A 16,279-nucleotide genomic window follows, 5' to 3' on the forward strand; every position below is an offset into this window, starting at 1 on the left:
CACATAAAATTCGCCATTGAAGCCCTTGAGCATTTCATTGCGCAGACTGCCTACTGAAATATGCAATGCTTCCGCTATCTCGACCTGCGTATAGCCATTCGTCCACATCTCGTAGATGATTCTGCGATCCTCATCTGTGATCCTTTTGATTTTAGCATTCATAGTATCACCCCGCTTTCACACATAAAAAATAAGTGCAGCATGAGACCAACTGTCTCATGTTGCACTTATTTTTACAACTTACCAATATACCGTTTTATTGCGAAAAATTACGAAAATTTTTTGTGCTGATTATACAATCAAACCATTTCCTCATTTATTCGACAGTGACCGACTTGGCCAGATTGCGCGGTTTATCCACATCGCAGCTGCGCTCGACCGCCACATAGTATGCCAAAAGCTGCATCGGGATAATCGACAGCGAGGCAGAAAACTCATACAGGCATTTGGGCAGGCGGACGATATGCTGACAGACCGAGGTGTCGCCCGTGAAGTCATCGGTCGTGATGAGCACGACGACCGCGCCACGCGACACTACCTCGCGAATATTCGAGACCGTTTTTTCAAACAGCGCGGGTTGGGTGGCCAGCGCGACGACCAGTGTGCCCTGCTCGATCAGCGAGATTGTGCCGTGCTTCAACTCGCCCGCGGCATAGGCCTCGGAGTGGATATAGCTGATCTCCTTGAGCTTAAGCGAGGCCTCGAGCGCGGCCGCGTAATCCAAGCCGCGGCCCAGAAAGAACACACTCGGCCGGTTTGCGTACAGCGCGGCGATGCGCTGCATATCCTGTTGGCAGCCGAGCGTTTGCTCGATGCACTGCGGCAGGCGCTGCAGCTCGGCGCAGAGCGCGCGCTCATCGCCCAGCGAGATCAATCCGCGCACCCGCGCGATCTTGACCGCAATCAGATACAGCGCGGCCAGCTGCGCGGAATACGCCTTGGTGGTCGCCACCGATATCTCCGGTCCTGCCCAAGTGTACAGGATGCCGTCCGCCTCGCGCGCGATGGTGGACGAAACAACATTGACCACCGCGACCGTGAATGCCCCGGCCTGCTTGGCAAGGCGCATGGCCGCCAAGGTGTCGGCGGTCTCGCCCGACTGGCTGATGACGATGCACAGATCCTTCTTGCCGATGATCGGATTTTCATAGCGGAACTCGCTTGCCACCTCGGCCGTGCAGCGGATGCGGCACATCGTCTCGATCACGCGCTTGCCGACCATGCCCGCATGCAGCGCGGAGCCGCAGCCGACGATGTGGATGTGCTCGATGTCGCGCAGGCGCTCGTCGGTCAAGCCGTTTTCTTCAAACAGCACCGCGTCCTTGGCGATGCGGGGCTTGACGGTATCCCCCACCGCCTTGGGCTGCTCCATGATCTCCTTAAGCATGAAATGCTGGTAGCCGCCCTTTTCCGCGGCCGACATATCCCATGTCACCGTCTGCACCGGCTTTTCGACCACATCGCCAAACTCGTTCATCACAGTCACGCTGTCCGGCCGAACAACCGCGACCTCGTTGTCATCGAGGATGATGTAGCGCCGGGTGCGGTCGATAATGGCCGTGATATCCGAGGCGATCATATTTTCCCCTTCGCCAAGGCCGATAATCAGCGGATTATCCCGCCGCGCCGCGACGATCTCCTCCGGCTCGCTCATCGACACAACGCCCAGCGCATACGAGCCGCGGATCCGCTGCACCGCGGCCAGCACGGTCTGCGCCAGATCCTCCTGCTTGCCGGTGTGCAGGTAATCAACCAAATGCGCCACGGTTTCGGTATCCGTCTCCGACTGGAACACGTAGCCGTGTGCTTCCAGCCGGTCGCGCAGCTCCTTATAGTTTTCAATGATGCCGTTATGCACGACAGCCACCTTGCCCTTGCCGCCCAAATGGGGATGGGAGTTGCGGTCGGACGGCTCGCCGTGCGTTGCCCAGCGGGTGTGCCCGATGCCGCAGGTACAGCGCAGCTCGCCCTCCGCCCGCAGGCGCTCCTCCAGATTGGCGATGCGTCCCCGCGCCTTGACCACGCGCAGCCCCTGCCCGGTGAACGCGGCAACACCGGCTGAGTCATATCCGCGGTATTCCAAGCTGTACAAGCCTTTTATCAGGATCGGCAGCGCGTTTTCGCGCCCGGTATATCCAACGATTCCACACATAAACGTATATCCTCCAAAACAAATGCAATATGATGAATTTCAGACAACAGCGCATCATTCAGTAAGAGCGGCCCGCAGAAAAAATTCTGCGTACTGGTGAGGCGCAATTTTGCGATGTTGCCTTTAACAAATAGGCATAAAAATAGTGCGTTATGCACCGCTGCTTTGTCCGCGCGGTCACCCGCGCGTTTTTAACAGCCTGCTCACGACCAACCCACTCATGGCCGAAGGGCACCCGCCGAATGCTTCGATCAACCCTTTCCTCGTCAACTGCGATGCCGGCTGCACCGCAGTTCTGGCGCTTTGCTTGCTATGCGGTTGTGCGTCTCTCTCCGCTCACCTCCTTTACAGCGAAAAAGTTAGGTGGATGCGAAAACCACATCCACCCATTACCGGCTCTTTTCTATTATACGACAGATTCGATCACCTGCGCAACCTTTTTTGCCAAGTCATCGACCTGATCGCCGTCCTTTCCCTCGACCATCACGCGCACCAGCGCTTCCGTGCCCGAGGGGCGCACCAGAATGCGGCCGTCGCTTCCCAGCGCGTCCGCCGCCTCGTCAATGGCGGCCTTGACCGGCGGCAGCTCGTGCAGCGCCGCCTTTTTGTCGTTTGGTACGCGCACATTTATCATCACCTGCGGCCACGGCACGACCTCGGCCGCGATCTCCGAGCATTTCTTGCCGCTCTCCTTGAGGATGGACATGAATTGCAGCGCGGTCAGTTCGCCGTCGCCGGTCGAGGCGTATTCCAGAAAGATGACATGGCCGGACTGCTCCCCGCCGAGGATGTAACCCTTGTTCAGCATCATCTCGAGCACATAGCGGTCGCCAACATTGGAGCACTCGATGCGCATATTGTTTTTGGCCGCGTAGGCATGCAGCCCCATATTGCTCAGCACCGTTGCGACGAACGCACCGCCGCGCAGCTTGCCCTGCTTTTTCATATGCGCGGCGCATACTGCCATGATGCGATCGCCGTCCAGCTCCTCGCCGGTCTCGTCTACGATCAGGCAACGGTCGGCGTCGCCGTCAAACGCAACGCCAAGGTCGAAATCGCCCTTCTTGACGCGCGCCTTGAGCCGATCCAGATGGGTAGAGCCGCAGCCTGCGTTGATATTGACGCCGTCCGGCTCGTAAAACCGGATCTCGGCCTTGCACTCGACCAGACGCATCAGGCGCTCGACCGTTGTGGACGAAGCGCCGTTGGCGCAGTCGACCGCCACACGCAGGCCGGACAGGTCACCGCGGATGGTCTCGGCCAGATGGTCGGTGTATTCAACCACCGGGTCGATCGCGCCGTGCAGCACGCGCCCCACCTTTTCATGCGTCGCCTTCGGGATAGACGCGAAATCGTCGATCAGGTCTTCGATCTTGGCCTCGATCTCGTCAGGCAGCTTATAGCCGTTGCCGGCGAATATCTTGATGCCGTTGTACTCAAACGTGTTGTGGCTGGCCGAAATCACGATACCCGCATCAGCCTTGTGCTTGATGGTCAGAAACGCCACCGCCGGCGTCGGGATGACGCCCAGCAGCTCCACATCGGCGCCGACCGAGCAGATGCCCGCCACCAGCGCGTTTTCCAGCATATCAGAGGAGATGCGCGTGTCCTTGCCGATCAGCAGCTTGGCCTTGCCCCTGTGCAGCGGCTCCTGTGTGAGCGCATAGGCCGCGGCCGCGCCGATCTTGAACGCGAGCAGCGCATCCAGCTCCGAGTTTGCCACACCGCGAATGCCATCCGTGCCAAAGTATCTACCCAAATGAAACACCCAACTTTCTTATTTATAAACGGCGCTGCGTCACAGCATCTGCTGCCCGTCCGCCGGTTCCATATCCAAATGCCGGTATGCCTGCATCGTCACGCAGCGACCGCGCGGCGTGCGGCTGAGAAAGCCGATCTGCATCAGATACGGCTCGTAAACGTCCTCCAGTGTGATGGCCTCCTCACCGATGGTGGCCGCGAGGGTATCCAGCCCGACAGGGCCGCCGCCGTAATTGAGGATGATGCTGCTGAGCATGCGGCGGTCAACATTGTCCAGCCCCAGCTCGTCGATCTCAAGCGCGCGCAGCGCGATATCCGCACTGTGCCGGTCAATCGTGCCGGTGCCGCGCACCTGTGCAAAATCCCGCACCCGGCGCAGCAGCCGGTTTGCAATGCGCGGCGTGCCCCGGCTGCGCCGTGCGATCTCATACGCGCCCTCGTGCTCGCACGGCACGTTCAGGATGCCGGCCGAGCGCTCAACGATATGGCAAAGCTCCTCGGGCGAATACAGCTCGAGCCGCAGCATCACGCCGAAGCGGTCGCGCAGCGGGCTGGTCATCTGCCCGGCGCGCGTGGTCGCGCCGATCAGCGTGAAGCGCGGCAGATCAAGCCGGATCGAGCGCGCCGACGGCCCCTTGCCGATGATGATATCGAGTGCGTAGTCCTCCATCGCGGGGTACAGTATCTCCTCCACCGCGCGGTCGAGCCGGTGTATCTCGTCGATAAACAAAATATCATTTTCTGAGAGATTTGTCAACAAAGCCGCCAAATCTCCCGCTTTTTCGATCGCCGGCCCGCTCGTCACCCGGATATTGACGCCCATCTCGCCCGCAATAATGCCGGCGAGCGTTGTCTTACCCAGCCCCGGCGGGCCGTACAGCAGCGTATGGTCGAGCGCTTCGCCGCGCAGCCGCGCCGCCTCGATGTAGACGCTGAGGTTTTCCTTGGCCTTGCTCTGACCGATATAGTCCGCCATCGTTTTGGGGCGAAGCGAACTTTCCGTTTCGTCCTCTTGCAGCTGGCGGGTCGAGATGATACGCTCATCGTCGGCCATGCCGCCGGAAAATTCGATACTCAAGGCTTCCCTCCTTTACTCAGGCCGCAAAGAAGACACGGCCGTCCGCTGGCTTTGGCTCATTGCTTGACCAGCTTTTTCAGGCACCGGCGGATGATCTCCTCGGCCTCCAGCTGTGCCGCGTCGACGCCCTCCATGGCGTGCAGCGCTTCCGCCTGACTGTATCCCAGCGCCATCAGCGCGGCGACTGCCTCCTGCGTGTGGTTGACGCCACCCTGCACCGCCGCCGCAGCCACGGATGCGGGCGCGCCCGCCCCTGTTTCGAGCTGCTCCTTACTCAGCTTATCGCGCAGCTCGAGCACGATGCGCTGAGCGATCTTCTTGCCGATGCCGGGCGCCTGTGTGAGCATTTTTTCGTCCCCGGTGATGATGGACAGCGCCAGCCGGTCGGGCGGCGCGACCGACAGGATGGACAGCGCGGCCTTGGGGCCGACGCCCGAAACGCCGATCAGCATTTCAAAGCACCGGCGCTCCTGCTCGTCGATAAAGCCGTACAGCTCAAATATCCCCTCGCCGACATGGAGATGGGTGAGCAGCTTGGCGCGCGCACCGGTCTTCAGCTTGCCGACGGTGTTCTGCGAAGCGCGGCAGGCATAGCCGACTCCGCCGCAGTCGATCACGGCAAGCCCCTGCTCGAGCACGGCCACCGTGCCTTCAACGTAATAAAACATAGTCAGTCCTCAAATCGAATCGCATGTCTGGAATGCGCGTGGCAGATGGCCAGCGCGAGCGCGTCGGCCGCATCGTCCGGCCGGGGCAGACGGGTCAAGTGCAGGATATTCCGGGTCAGCTCCATCATCTGCCGTTTTTCCGCGCCGCCGTAGCCCACCACCGCCATCTTGACCTGATTGGGCGTGTATGAGATTGGGTGCAGCCCCTTTTGCGCCAGCGCAAGCAGAATAACGCCCCGCGCCTGCGCGACCTGAATGCCGGTGGTAATGTTTTTGGAAAAGAACAGCTCCTCAATGGCCACCTCGTCCGGGTGGAAGGTATCGACCAGCGTGCCGATATCATCATATATCTCGCACAGGCGCAGATGCATCGGCATACCGGCCTTGGTCGTCACCGCGCCGTACTGTACGGGCGTGAATTTGAAGTTTTCATACCGCACCACACCGTAGCCTACCGTGCCGTAGCCGGGGTCGATGCCGAGAATGGTCATAAGCGCAAACCTCGTTCTTGAACCCAAATATTGTACCATATATCCCGTTTTCACGCAATATGGGCGACAAAAAAATGCCAAAAAAGCCGCATATGCCAAGCGGCTCGTCACCCCTCGCTTCTGATTCGCTCGGCTGCGAGCAGCACGCCTGCCTTACCGGAGGCGTAGGTCAGCCCACCCTGCACATAGCAGACATACGGCTCGCGCATCGGCGCGTCTGCTGACAGCTCGATCGACGCGCCCTGCACGAAAGCACCCGCGGCCATGATGACCGGGTCGTCATAGCCGGGCATCGCCCACGGCTCGGGCGTGACAAAAGAATCGACCGGCGCGCCCGCCTGAATACCCTCGCAAAAGCGCCGCAGCGGCGCGGGTGCGCCGAAAGCGATCGTCTGGATGATATCGTGGCGCGGCTCCTCAGCCTTGGGACTGACCGCGTAGCCCAGCTTTTCCATCACCTTAGCACAGAAAAGCGCGGTCTTGAGCGCCTGCGCCGTTACATGCGGCGCCATGAACAGCCCCTGATACAGCAGCCGGTTTTGCCCCATCGTGCAGCCGCACTCGCCGCCGATGCCCGGTGCGGTCAGCCTATACGAGGCGTTCTCCACCAGATCGGCGCGCCCCGCGATATACCCGCCGGTCGGCGCGAGGCCGCCGCCGGGGTTTTTGATGAGCGAGCCAGCCACCAGATCGGCGCCGACCTGCGTCGGCTCGACCGTGTCAACAAACTCGCCGTAGCAGTTGTCGACCAGAATGGCCGCGTCCGGGTTTACCTGCTTGATGAGACTGCATATCTCACCGATCTCGGCGCAGGACAGAGTCTTGCGCACCGCATAGCCCCGGCTGCGCTGGATGAACACCAGCCCCACCGCCTTGTCCGCCGCCGCGGCCGCAATGGCTGGCAAATCGGGCGCTCCGTCCTTGAGATCGACCTGCCGGTAGCCGATGCCATAGCTTTTCATGCTGCCGCAGTACGCGCCGGTGATCGTGTTTTGCAGCGTGTCATACGCGGGGCCGGTGACCGAAAGCACGGTATCGCCCGTTTTGACCGCCGAAAACAGCGCGCAGGACAGCGCGTGCGTGCCGTTGACAAAGCCGATGCGCACGAGCGCGGCCTCCGCGCCGAAAATATCGGCATAGATGCGGTCGAGCGTGTCGCGGCCGTGGTCGTCGTAGCCATAGCCGGTCGTCCCGGCGAACAGGTTATCCGACACGCGGTTTTTGCCGAACGCATACAGTACCTTTTCGGTGTTTTGGTCACAGATGCGGTCGATGCGCTCAAAAAACGGCATAATTTCGCGCTCGGCCTGTCGGCCGAGCGCGCGGATCTCCTCCGATATATTCAAATATTCCGCCATAAATGTTGCTATTCTCCTCCCACCGCGCGCCCGTCCGGCAGCGTGAACACGGTTTCGTCCGGCGCTTCGGTCGTTAATGCGCTGACCGACACACGGCGGGTCAGCTGATCGCCGTTGTAAAATGAGGCCGCTTGCAGCAGCCCGGACACGGCCGATATGTAATACACACAGCGGTAGCCCCCCTGCTCAAACGCGGCGCGGATACAGGGCACCTGCTCGACATCCTCACGTCCGGCGTCGGTCAGCGTGACGTCCTCGCGCAGCACATCCTCATAGGTGGGCAGCATGGCGGCGGCATCCTCGGAAAAATCGCCCCACTTGCCCTGATACGCGGTCGTGTCTCCAGTGTTCCAGGCGTACACCGCATCCCCGCTGCGCATAAGTACGCTCTGTGCCGTGCCGTCCGCGTCCAGCGTATCAGTGCGCACCGTCTGCCCGCTGGCATAGAGCCGGCAGGCCAGCGTGGACGAGCCGCCGCTGTAATACAGCGTGTTTTCGATGCGGCAGCTATATGCCGCCGGGCGCTTGAGCGAGGCAATGATCTGCTGCGCGTTATGTGGACCGATCTCGACCTCGGCCACGCTTTGCGCGGTCAGCAGCTGGCTGTCTCCGCTGGCGACAGGCGCGCTTCCGGTCTTTTCAGGCAACACGATACCCGTGCCGCGCTCATGCAGCAGGCCGGAGGACAGCAGATAGCTGACAAACAGAATGGCCACCAGCACTCCCGCGCCGATCGCTGCCAGCAGCGGCGTGGAAACGTGCTTGCGCAGCTTCATGGCGCAAACGGCACGGGGCCATCCGCCCGCAGGCCAAAATACTGCTCGATCGCCTGCACGATGCGCATCGAGGTCTTGCCGTCTCCATAGGGATTGACCGCGTGCGCCATCGCGGCGTATGCGTCCGCGTCGTCAAACAATTCCCGCGCCAGCCGCACGATATTCTCCTGTTCGACGCCGGCCAGCTTGACCGTACCGGCTTCGACCGCCTCCGGGCGCTCGGTCTCGCGGCGAAGCACCAGCACAGGCTTGCCCAGACTGGGTGCCTCCTCCTGCAAGCCGCCAGAGTCAGTCATAATAAGATAGCAGCGCGCCATCAAATTGTGCATCTCATCGACGGCCAGCGGATGGATCAGGTGGACGCGCTCGTTGCCGCCGAGAAATTTCTCCGCCGTCTCGCGCACATAGGGACTCAAGTGTACGGGATAGACGAAGTGCACATCCGGGTAGGCGGCGGACAGCGCGGCGACCGCACGGCAGATGTTCTCCATCGGCTCGCCGTAGTTCTCCCGGCGGTGTGCGGTCAGGAGTACCACGCGGTCGTTTGCAAAGTCAAGCGCCTTAAGCTGTGGGTCACGGAAGACAAAATCCGGCCGGACGGTCAGGTGTATCGCGTCCACCACCGTGTTGCCCACGACCGACACGCCCTCGGTGATGCCCTCGCGCACGAGGTTATCCCGGTTGCGGGGGGTCGGCGCAAAGTGCAGCGCCGCGATCTGACCGGTCAGCTTGCGGTTCATTTCCTCCGGGAAGGGCGAATATTTGTCATAGGTGCGCAGGCCGGCCTCGACATGGCCGACCGGGATCTTATGGTAAAAGGCCGCCAGCGCGCCCGCGAAGGTGGTCGAGGTGTCTCCGTGCACGAGCACGATATCCGGCGCAGCCTGTTCGAGCACCTCGTCCAGTCCATGCAGGCTCTTTTCCGTGATGCGCGCGAGCGTCTGCTTGGGCTGCATGATATTCAGGTCATAGTCAGGCTTGATGTGGAAAATATCGAGCACCTGATCGAGCATCTCACGGTGCTGTGCGGTCACGCAGACGACCGGCTCGGTCGTCTCATGCCGCGCCAGCGCGTCGACGAGCGGCGCCATCTTGATCGCTTCCGGCCGCGTGCCGAACACGGTCATCACTTTGAGCTTATTCATTTTCTGCATCCTCCTTACCTTCATCGGCGCGCGCGGTGTCCTCCGCCGTGTGCTTGCCCCAGTGCTCCGTGCCGTAGATCACACACGCGCCGACCAGAATGGCCACAAGCACGGCAAGCAGCAGCACGAGCGCCTTGACCTCGCCTGAAGAGGTCAGCACAACTGCGGTCAAGCCCAGTGTCGCGCTGATCGCATATAAAATAGCAACAGCCTGCTTCTGGTTAAAGCCCATGTCGATCAACTTGTGGTGCACATGCCCGCGGTCGGGGCTCATCGGGCTGCGGCCGGCCGCCACGCGGCGGATGATTGCGTTGGTCGTGTCAAAGATCGGCAGGCCAAGAATCAGAAACGGGACGGCAAACGAGATGACCGCGTAAAACTTGAACAGACCCATGATCGAGATGGTGGCCAGCATGTAGCCGAGAAAGGTCGAGCCGGTATCACCCATGAATATCTTCGCGGGGTTGAGATTATAGGGCATAAAGCCGATACATGCGCCCGCCAGCGCGCCCATCGTGACCGCGATGAGCATCTCCCCTGTCAGCAGCGCGACAGCCAGCATGGTGATCGCCGCGATCGACGACACGCCGACCGCGAGGCCGTCCAGCCCGTCGATCAGGTTGACCGCGTTGGTGATGCCGACAATCCAGAGGATGGTCACCGGAATCGCAAAGATGCCGAGATGAAAATACGGCTCGACCGAAAAGGGGTTGAGGTTGGTGAACAGCCTGATCTGCAGCCCGCCGACGCACACGGGAATCGCGGCGGCGACGATCTGCACGACGAATTTGAGCTTGGCGCTCAGCGCCATCACATCGTCAAACATGCCCAGCACAACAATGATGATCGCGCCGAGCAGCACGCACAGCATCTGCTGGTCGAGCTTGCCGAAAATCAAGATCGCGCATAAAAAGCCGCCGAAAATCGCAAGCCCGCCCAGCCGGGGGATGGGCTCCCGGTGCATACGGCGGTTATCCTTTGGCACGTCGATCGCGCCGATCTTCTGCGCAAACCGCTTGACATGCGGCGTAAACAGATAGGCCAGCACACCCGCCGCGATAAACGCCGCGATGATTTTGCCTATCACGATATATTCTGGCATTGTAACTTCCTCTTTACACCGCGCTCAGCGCGCGACAAAGCCTACCTTCCGATAGACCTTATCGAGCGTTTTGCGCGCAAGATAGGCGGCCTTTTGCGCGCCCTGCGTGTAGACCTGCTCCAGATAGTCCTTGCTGGCGAGCAGTTGCTCGGTCCTTTCACGGATCGGGCGCAGCAGCTCGACCACGGCCTCTCCCACGGCGGGTTTGAACTCGCCGTAGCCCTTACCCGCAAACTCATTTTCCACCTCGGCGATGGTCTTACCGGTCGCCAGCGCGTAGATCTGAATCAGGTTGGACACGCCCGGCTTACCCACCGGGTCCATCACGATGCTGGCCTCCGAGTCGGTCACCGCGCGCTTGAACTTGCGCATGATGTCCTCCGGCTTATCCATCAGCAGGATACAGCCGCCCGGATTGGGATCGGACTTGCTCATCTTCATGCGCGGGTCGGCAAGACTGTTGATCTTCGCGCCCTCGCCCGCCTTGGGATAGTACCCCTCCGGCATGACGAAGGTGCCGGGATACAGGCCGTTGAAGCGCCCTGCGATATCGCGGCATATCTCGATATGCTGGCTCTGGTCGACGCCGACCGGCACCAGATCGGCCTGATACAGCAGGATATCGGCCGCCATCAGCACCGGATAGGTGAACAGGCCGACATTGATATTGTCCGCATGCTTGGCGGATTTATCCTTAAACTGTGTCATGCGGGAAGCCTCGCCGAACATGGTAAAGCAGTTGAGCACCCATGCCAGCTCGGCGTGCGCGGGCACATGGCTCTGGATGAACAAAATGCTCTTTTCCGGGTCAAGGCCGCAGGCGATATACTGTGCAAGCACCTCAAGCGTGGCACGCCGCAGCGCGGCCGCCTCCTGCCGCACCGTGATCGCGTGCATATCGACCACGCAGTAGATGCAGTGATACGACTGCTGCAAAATCGGAAAATTGCGGATCGCGCCCAGATAGTTGCCAAGCGTCAGCTTGCCCGAAGGCTGCACACCGGAAAAAATCGTTTTCTTCTGATTTTCGCTCATAGCTATGGATTCCCTCACTCATAAAATACAAGTCAAATCAGCATGAAGCGCGCCGCCCCATACTTATTTGTAATGATATCATATTTCTTGACCGGGCGCAACGCATTTTCGTGCTTTCGTGTGCTTTCGTGCGATATTGACAAGCGGCGACCGGACACGGTATGATACAGCATAGGAAGAAAGAGAGGCGACAGCCAATGGATAAATACATTCTGGCGCTCGATCAGGGTACGACCAGCTCGCGCGCCATCCTGTTTGACAGTGAGCAAAACATCCTTGCCATCCGCCAGCATGAGTTGGCACAGCATTATCCGCGCGCGGGCTGGGTCGAGCAGGACCCGATGGATATCTGGTCGACCCAATACGCGGCCATGCTTGAGGTGCTCGCTGCGGCCGATGTCTCGCCCGCGGCGGTGGCGGGCATCGGCATCACCAACCAGCGGGAAACGACCATCCTGTGGGAGCGCGCAACCGGCCGGCCGATCTGTAACGCGATCGTCTGGCAGTGCCGCCGCACGGCCGGCATCGTGGATGAGCTGGTGCGGCAGGGACTGTCCGACCACATCCGCCGCACGACCGGCCTTGTGCCCGATGCGTATTTCTCCGGCCCCAAAATCAAATGGATACTTGACCATGTGGAGGGCGCGCGCGACAAGGCAGCGCGGGGCGAGATATTGTTCGGCACGGTCGACACCTGGCTGGTGTGGAAGCTGACCGGCGGCAAGGTACATATCACCGATGCGACCAACGCCGCGCGCACGATGATCTTTGACATTCATAAGCTCGACTGGGATGATACGCTGCTGGACGCGCTCGACATCCCGCGCGCCATACTGCCCCGCGTCTGCTCGTCGAGCGAGATTTACGGCCACGTCGCCCTGCCCGGCGGCGACATACCCATCGCCGGCATTGCAGGCGACCAGCAGGCCGCTCTTTTCGGCCAGACCTGCTTTGCGCGGGGTGAGGCCAAAAACACCTACGGCACCGGCTGCTTTTTGCTGATGAACACGGGAAACGAGGCCGTTTTCAGCCAGAACGGCTTGCTCACCACCATCGGGATACGCCTTGGTACGCAAACGCAATACGCACTTGAGGGCAGCATCTTCATCGGCGGTGCGGTCATCCAGTGGCTGCGCGACGAGATGCGCTTTTTCTCCGACAGCCGCGACGCGGAATACTATGCGCGCAAGGTGCCGGATACAGGCGGCGTCTATTTTGTACCCGCCTTCACCGGCCTGGGCGCACCGCACTGGGATATGTACGCCCGCGGCTGTCTGGTCGGCCTGACGCGCGGCACAGGGCGCGCGCACATCATCCGCGCCGCGCAGGAGTCGATTGCCTATCAGGTCAACGACCTACTGACCGCCATGGCGCGCGACACAGGTGTGCCGCTCAGCTCGCTCTCGGTTGACGGCGGCGCAAGCCGGGATGGCTTTTTAATGCAGTTTCAGGCCGATATCTCGAACTGCACCATCCGCCGTCCTGTCATCCGCGAGACAACCGCGCTCGGCGCTTGCTATCTGGCCGGGCTGTCCACCGGCGTCTGGCGCAGCCGCGAGGAACTCAAGCGGCTCTGGCGGTGCGACACGCTGTATCAGCCCGCGATGAAGCCAGCCGCGCGCGAAAAACTGCTGCACGGCTGGGATAAGGCTGTCGGCCGCAGCCTTGACTGGGCCGAGCACGAATAACGGCCCACCGGCAGGCATCCATGCCTATCTTCACCGGGCAGGCTCTTCTCTGCGGCCGATTTGCGCATAGATAAAAGACAGTCCCCCCTATACTGTCAACCCGCGCCCGGTCACGCCTTCAGCCTTTCCCTGTCTGTCAGCTCGACCACGCCGCGGCGCAGCTTTACCAATCCCTCGCTCTGGAAATACCGCAGCATCCGCGTGACCACCTCCCGGTGCGTGCCCAAGTGATTGGCGATGGTTTCATGCGTGATGCACAGCCGGTCGCTCCCCTCGATCGCAGCTTCCTCCAGCAGAAATGCGGCGACACGCCTGTCCATACTTTCCCACAGGATCTTTTCGACCAGCCACATGACCTCGGAAAAACGGTCGGCCATCAGCTCGTTGGTAAAGTTCGCCAGCGGGGCGGACTGCGTCATCACCTCTTGGTATATCTCCGCCGGGATGATGTAAAGCGCGGTATCCTTCTCAGTCTCGATCGTAATGTCAAATTGCAGCGAGCGTATCATGCAGCTGGCGGAGAACAGGCAGATATCCAAATCAAACAGGCGGTAGAGTGTGATTTCCCGCCCCTCGGCTGAGAGGATGTACGCCCGCAGTTGCCCGGTTTCGACCAGCAGCAGCCCGGTGCAGTCCGCGCCGCTGTGCAGCACCGTCCCCTTCTTCACCGTGCGGCCGACCGCCCCGCCGACGAGCCTGCTCTGCTGCGCGGACGTCAGCCGATCCCATACCGGGAAGTATGTTGCAAAATCCATTCAAATACCGCCTCCTTTTGCCATCACCAGTCTAAGATATTTTACGGCATCTGTCAAATACCATGCCCTGCGGGAATACCCGCCCGCACCGAAAAAAATCCCTTGCGGGTGCTGACATCCTACAGGACGACCTGCTATAATAGCGGTATCCTGTATCGAGCCGCCCCGCCGGGGCGCTTTTACAGCAAGGAGTATGCACAATGAAAAAGGTAAAGATCACCGTACCGAAAAAGACCTTTGATGCGGAGCTTGCCGCCGAATACGGCGTGTCTGGACTGACCACCTGCCCAATGCTGCGCGAGGGTCAGGTTTTTTACGCCGATTATGCCAAGCCGGACGGCCTGTGTGACGAAGCGTGGAAGGCTATCTACCAATATGCCTATGCGCTTGCGCACGGCGCGGGCAGCGAGCCGTTCTATTATGGGGACTGGATTCGCACACCCGGTGTTGCGATTTGCAGCTGCAACGACGGACTGCGCCCGGTCATCTTTAAGCTGGAAGCGACCGATGCGGTTTCCGTTCCCGATTACCAACCTGTTCAGGAAAGGAGCATCCGCGTATGACACCCTATGCGCACAAAGCGCAGTATTATGAGACCGATGGAATGGGCATCATCCACCACTCCAACTATATCCGCTGGTTTGAGGAGGCGCGTGTCGACCTGCTTGAACAGCTTGGCATCGGCTATGATATCTTTGAGGCAAAGGGGTATTCCAGCCCGGTGCTCGGTGTGACGTGCGACTATCATGCAATGGTTCGCTTTGCCGAAACCGTGTGCATCGAAACGCGCATACTCAGCTACACCGGCGTCAAGCTGCGCATCGGCTACACCGTGCGGGACAAGCAGACTGGTGCGCTGCGCTGCACAGGCGAGACCCGGCACTGCTTTCTGCGCGCCGCGGATGACCGTCCGGTCTCACTTAAGCGCGTATGGCCTGAAGCACATGAGATATTCGCCGCCGCGCTTGCCGATAACGCACAATAATAAAAAGAGGATGCCTTCAGGCATCCTCTTTTTTCGTCCGCATACACGCTGCCGGCATCAAACATTAAACCGGAACAGCACCACATCGCCGTCCTGCATGACATATTCCTTGCCCTCCGAGCGGACAAGACCCTTCTCGCGCGCGGCGGCAAGCGAGCCAAGCTCGATCAAGTCCTTGTAGCTGATGACCTCCGCGCGGATAAAGCCGCGTTCAAAGTCCGTGTGGATCTTGCCCGCGGCCTGCGGCGCCTTGGTGCCCTTTTCGATCGTCCACGCGCGCACCTCCTGCTCGCCCGCGGTCAGGTAGCTCATCAGGCCAAGCAGATCGTAGCACACGCGGATCAGGCGGTCAAGGCCGGACTCATGCAGCCCCAGCTCGGAAAGGAACATCTCTTTTTCTTCCGCGTCCATTGCGGCGATATCCTCCTCAAGCTTGGCGCAGATGGGCAGCACCATCGCGCCCTCGGCCTGCGCGATCGCCTGCACGGCGGCCAGACGCGCGTTCTCCCGGTCATCTCCCGTAAAGCCGGCCTCGTCCATGTTGGCGGCGTAAATGACCTTTTTGGCCGAAAGCAGGTCGCTTTCGCGCATCACCCGGCTGATATCCTCATCCTCGCCCCAACCCTCAAACGAGCGGGCGGTCTTGCCCTCCTCCAGATGACGCTTGAGCGCTTCGAGTATCTCCACATCCCGGTTCAGCTTCTTATCCGCCTTGGCGGCCTTGCGCACGCGCTCCAGACGGCGGTCAAGATGCTCGATATCAGCAAGGATCAGCTCCAGATTGATAGTCTCGATGTCACGCGCGGGATCGACCGAGCCTTCGACATGCACGATGTTGTCATTTTCAAAGCAGCGCACAACGTGCACGATCGCGTCCACCTCACGGATATGAGACAGGAATTTATTGCCGAGGCCCTCTCCCTTGGACGCGCCGCGCACCAGTCCTGCGATATCGACGAACTCTACCACCGCCGGTGTGGTCTTTTTGGCGTGGTACAGCTCGGTCAGCGGCTGTAGGCGCTCATCCGGTACGGCCACCATGCCCACATTCGGGTCGATGGTGCAGAAGGGATAGTTGGCGCTCTCCGCCCCCGCCTGTGTGATTGCGTTAAACAGGGTAGATTTACCCACGTTGGGCAGGCCCACGATACCTAATTTCATATTTATATACATCTCCTTTATTTTCAGTGTTTTTCGGTATTTTCTAAAGGCTTCTACGCCCTTTTTACGCCCTTTTTTCATAACTGGCAGGCGTAGCTGCCTCGAATTGCCGGACAGCATTTGC

Annotated in this window: 16 protein-coding genes; 3 read left to right on the top strand and 13 right to left on the bottom strand. The window is 60.3% G+C overall.

Annotated features, from left to right (window positions below; all coding sequences use genetic code 11):
* From MR935_RS10810 to trpS, 11 genes are all read right to left on the bottom strand, one after another.
* Positions 1-162, bottom strand: a 162-nt coding sequence (locus tag MR935_RS10810) for a helix-turn-helix domain-containing protein (protein WP_442863029.1), incomplete at its 3' end; no start/stop codon positions are given.
* Between the two features lie 154 nt (positions 163-316).
* Positions 317-2,152: a glutamine--fructose-6-phosphate transaminase (isomerizing) gene (gene glmS, locus MR935_RS08010; RefSeq protein ID WP_290572566.1), complete on the bottom strand. Its 1,836-nt coding sequence runs from the start codon at positions 2,150-2,152 to the stop codon at positions 317-319.
* Positions 2,153-2,558: 406 nt separating this feature from the next.
* Complete coding sequence (gene glmM, locus MR935_RS08015) at positions 2,559-3,911, bottom strand: phosphoglucosamine mutase (protein WP_290572568.1); 1,353 nt, start codon at positions 3,909-3,911, stop codon at positions 2,559-2,561.
* A gap of 39 nt (positions 3,912-3,950) precedes the next feature.
* Entirely contained in the window at positions 3,951-4,991 is a 1,041-nt protein-coding gene (gene ruvB, locus MR935_RS08020; RefSeq protein ID WP_290572570.1) for a Holliday junction branch migration DNA helicase RuvB, read from the bottom strand.
* Positions 4,992-5,047: 56 nt separating this feature from the next.
* Positions 5,048-5,659 carry a Holliday junction branch migration protein RuvA gene (ruvA, locus tag MR935_RS08025; RefSeq protein WP_290572572.1) on the bottom strand — a complete coding sequence of 204 codons (612 nt, stop codon included), beginning with the start codon at positions 5,657-5,659 and terminating at the stop codon, positions 5,048-5,050.
* Positions 5,660-5,661: 2 nt separating this feature from the next.
* Complete coding sequence (gene ruvC, locus MR935_RS08030) at positions 5,662-6,150, bottom strand: crossover junction endodeoxyribonuclease RuvC (protein ID WP_290572573.1); 489 nt, start codon at positions 6,148-6,150, stop codon at positions 5,662-5,664.
* A gap of 107 nt (positions 6,151-6,257) precedes the next feature.
* A complete protein-coding gene (locus MR935_RS08035) occupies positions 6,258-7,508 on the bottom strand; it encodes a methionine gamma-lyase family protein (protein WP_290572575.1) in 1,251 nt (416 codons plus the stop codon).
* An 8-nt stretch (positions 7,509-7,516) separates the two neighbouring features.
* Positions 7,517-8,284: a hypothetical protein gene (locus MR935_RS08040; RefSeq protein WP_290572577.1), complete on the bottom strand. Its 768-nt coding sequence runs from the start codon at positions 8,282-8,284 to the stop codon at positions 7,517-7,519.
* Positions 8,281-9,429 (bottom strand): non-hydrolyzing UDP-N-acetylglucosamine 2-epimerase, encoded by a 1,149-nt coding sequence (gene wecB, locus MR935_RS08045; RefSeq protein WP_290572579.1) that lies wholly within the window; start codon positions 9,427-9,429, stop codon positions 8,281-8,283. Before wecB ends, MR935_RS08040 begins: the two co-directional genes overlap by 4 nt.
* Positions 9,422-10,531, bottom strand: coding sequence for an MraY family glycosyltransferase (locus MR935_RS08050; protein ID WP_290572581.1), 1,110 nt, complete (start codon positions 10,529-10,531; stop codon positions 9,422-9,424). Before MR935_RS08050 ends, wecB begins: the two co-directional genes overlap by 8 nt.
* A 24-nt stretch (positions 10,532-10,555) precedes the next feature.
* The gene (gene trpS, locus MR935_RS08055) at positions 10,556-11,566 is read right to left on the bottom strand and encodes a tryptophan--tRNA ligase (protein ID WP_290572583.1); all 1,011 of its coding nucleotides are present in this window, start codon (positions 11,564-11,566) and stop codon (positions 10,556-10,558) included.
* A 197-nt stretch (positions 11,567-11,763) separates the two neighbouring features.
* Between trpS and glpK the strand changes: the two genes are divergently transcribed.
* A complete protein-coding gene (gene glpK, locus MR935_RS08060) occupies positions 11,764-13,254 on the top strand; it encodes a glycerol kinase GlpK (protein WP_290572585.1) in 1,491 nt (496 codons plus the stop codon).
* Between the two features lie 110 nt (positions 13,255-13,364).
* On the opposite strand, the gene MR935_RS08065 is transcribed toward glpK, so the two are convergent.
* Complete coding sequence (locus MR935_RS08065) at positions 13,365-14,009, bottom strand: Crp/Fnr family transcriptional regulator (RefSeq protein WP_290572587.1); 645 nt, start codon at positions 14,007-14,009, stop codon at positions 13,365-13,367.
* A 200-nt stretch (positions 14,010-14,209) separates the two neighbouring features.
* On the opposite strand from MR935_RS08065, the gene MR935_RS08070 reads away from it, so the two are divergent.
* On the top strand, positions 14,210-14,572 hold the full coding sequence (locus MR935_RS08070; protein WP_290572589.1) for a TIGR04076 family protein: 363 nt from the start codon (positions 14,210-14,212) through the stop codon (positions 14,570-14,572).
* On the top strand, positions 14,569-14,994 hold the full coding sequence (locus tag MR935_RS08075; RefSeq protein ID WP_290572590.1) for an acyl-CoA thioesterase: 426 nt from the start codon (positions 14,569-14,571) through the stop codon (positions 14,992-14,994). Before MR935_RS08070 ends, MR935_RS08075 begins: the two co-directional genes overlap by 4 nt.
* Positions 14,995-15,051: 57 nt before the next feature.
* Here MR935_RS08075 and ychF read toward each other — a convergent pair whose 3' ends face one another.
* Entirely contained in the window at positions 15,052-16,155 is a 1,104-nt protein-coding gene (gene ychF / locus MR935_RS08080; RefSeq protein WP_290572592.1) for a redox-regulated ATPase YchF, read from the bottom strand.
* Positions 16,156-16,279 lie beyond the last annotated feature (124 nt).

Origin of the sequence: Agathobaculum sp. (assembly GCF_022775115.1) — a bacterium.
Taxonomy (GTDB): Bacteria; Bacillota; Clostridia; order Oscillospirales; family Butyricicoccaceae; genus Agathobaculum.

Bases quoted from the DNA above. Each gene is read 5' to 3' on its own strand.
- MR935_RS08075 (WP_290572590.1), top strand. From the start codon at position 14,569: ATGACACCCTATGCGCACAAAGCGCAGTATTATGAGACCGATGGAATG.
- MR935_RS08035 (WP_290572575.1), bottom strand. From the start codon at position 7,508: ATGGCGGAATATTTGAATATATCGGAGGAGATCCGCGCGCTCGGCCGA.
- ruvC (WP_290572573.1), bottom strand. From the start codon at position 6,150: ATGACCATTCTCGGCATCGACCCCGGCTACGGCACGGTAGGCTACGGT.
- trpS (WP_290572583.1), bottom strand. From the start codon at position 11,566: ATGAGCGAAAATCAGAAGAAAACGATTTTTTCCGGTGTGCAGCCTTCG.
- MR935_RS08070 (WP_290572589.1), top strand. From the start codon at position 14,210: ATGAAAAAGGTAAAGATCACCGTACCGAAAAAGACCTTTGATGCGGAG.
- MR935_RS08040 (WP_290572577.1), bottom strand. From the start codon at position 8,284: ATGAAGCTGCGCAAGCACGTTTCCACGCCGCTGCTGGCAGCGATCGGC.
- glpK (WP_290572585.1), top strand. From the start codon at position 11,764: ATGGATAAATACATTCTGGCGCTCGATCAGGGTACGACCAGCTCGCGC.
- glmS (WP_290572566.1), bottom strand. From the start codon at position 2,152: ATGTGTGGAATCGTTGGATATACCGGGCGCGAAAACGCGCTGCCGATC.
- MR935_RS08065 (WP_290572587.1), bottom strand. From the start codon at position 14,009: ATGGATTTTGCAACATACTTCCCGGTATGGGATCGGCTGACGTCCGCG.
- ruvA (WP_290572572.1), bottom strand. From the start codon at position 5,659: ATGTTTTATTACGTTGAAGGCACGGTGGCCGTGCTCGAGCAGGGGCTT.
- wecB (WP_290572579.1), bottom strand. From the start codon at position 9,429: ATGAATAAGCTCAAAGTGATGACCGTGTTCGGCACGCGGCCGGAAGCG.
- ychF (WP_290572592.1), bottom strand. From the start codon at position 16,155: ATGAAATTAGGTATCGTGGGCCTGCCCAACGTGGGTAAATCTACCCTG.
- MR935_RS08050 (WP_290572581.1), bottom strand. From the start codon at position 10,531: ATGCCAGAATATATCGTGATAGGCAAAATCATCGCGGCGTTTATCGCG.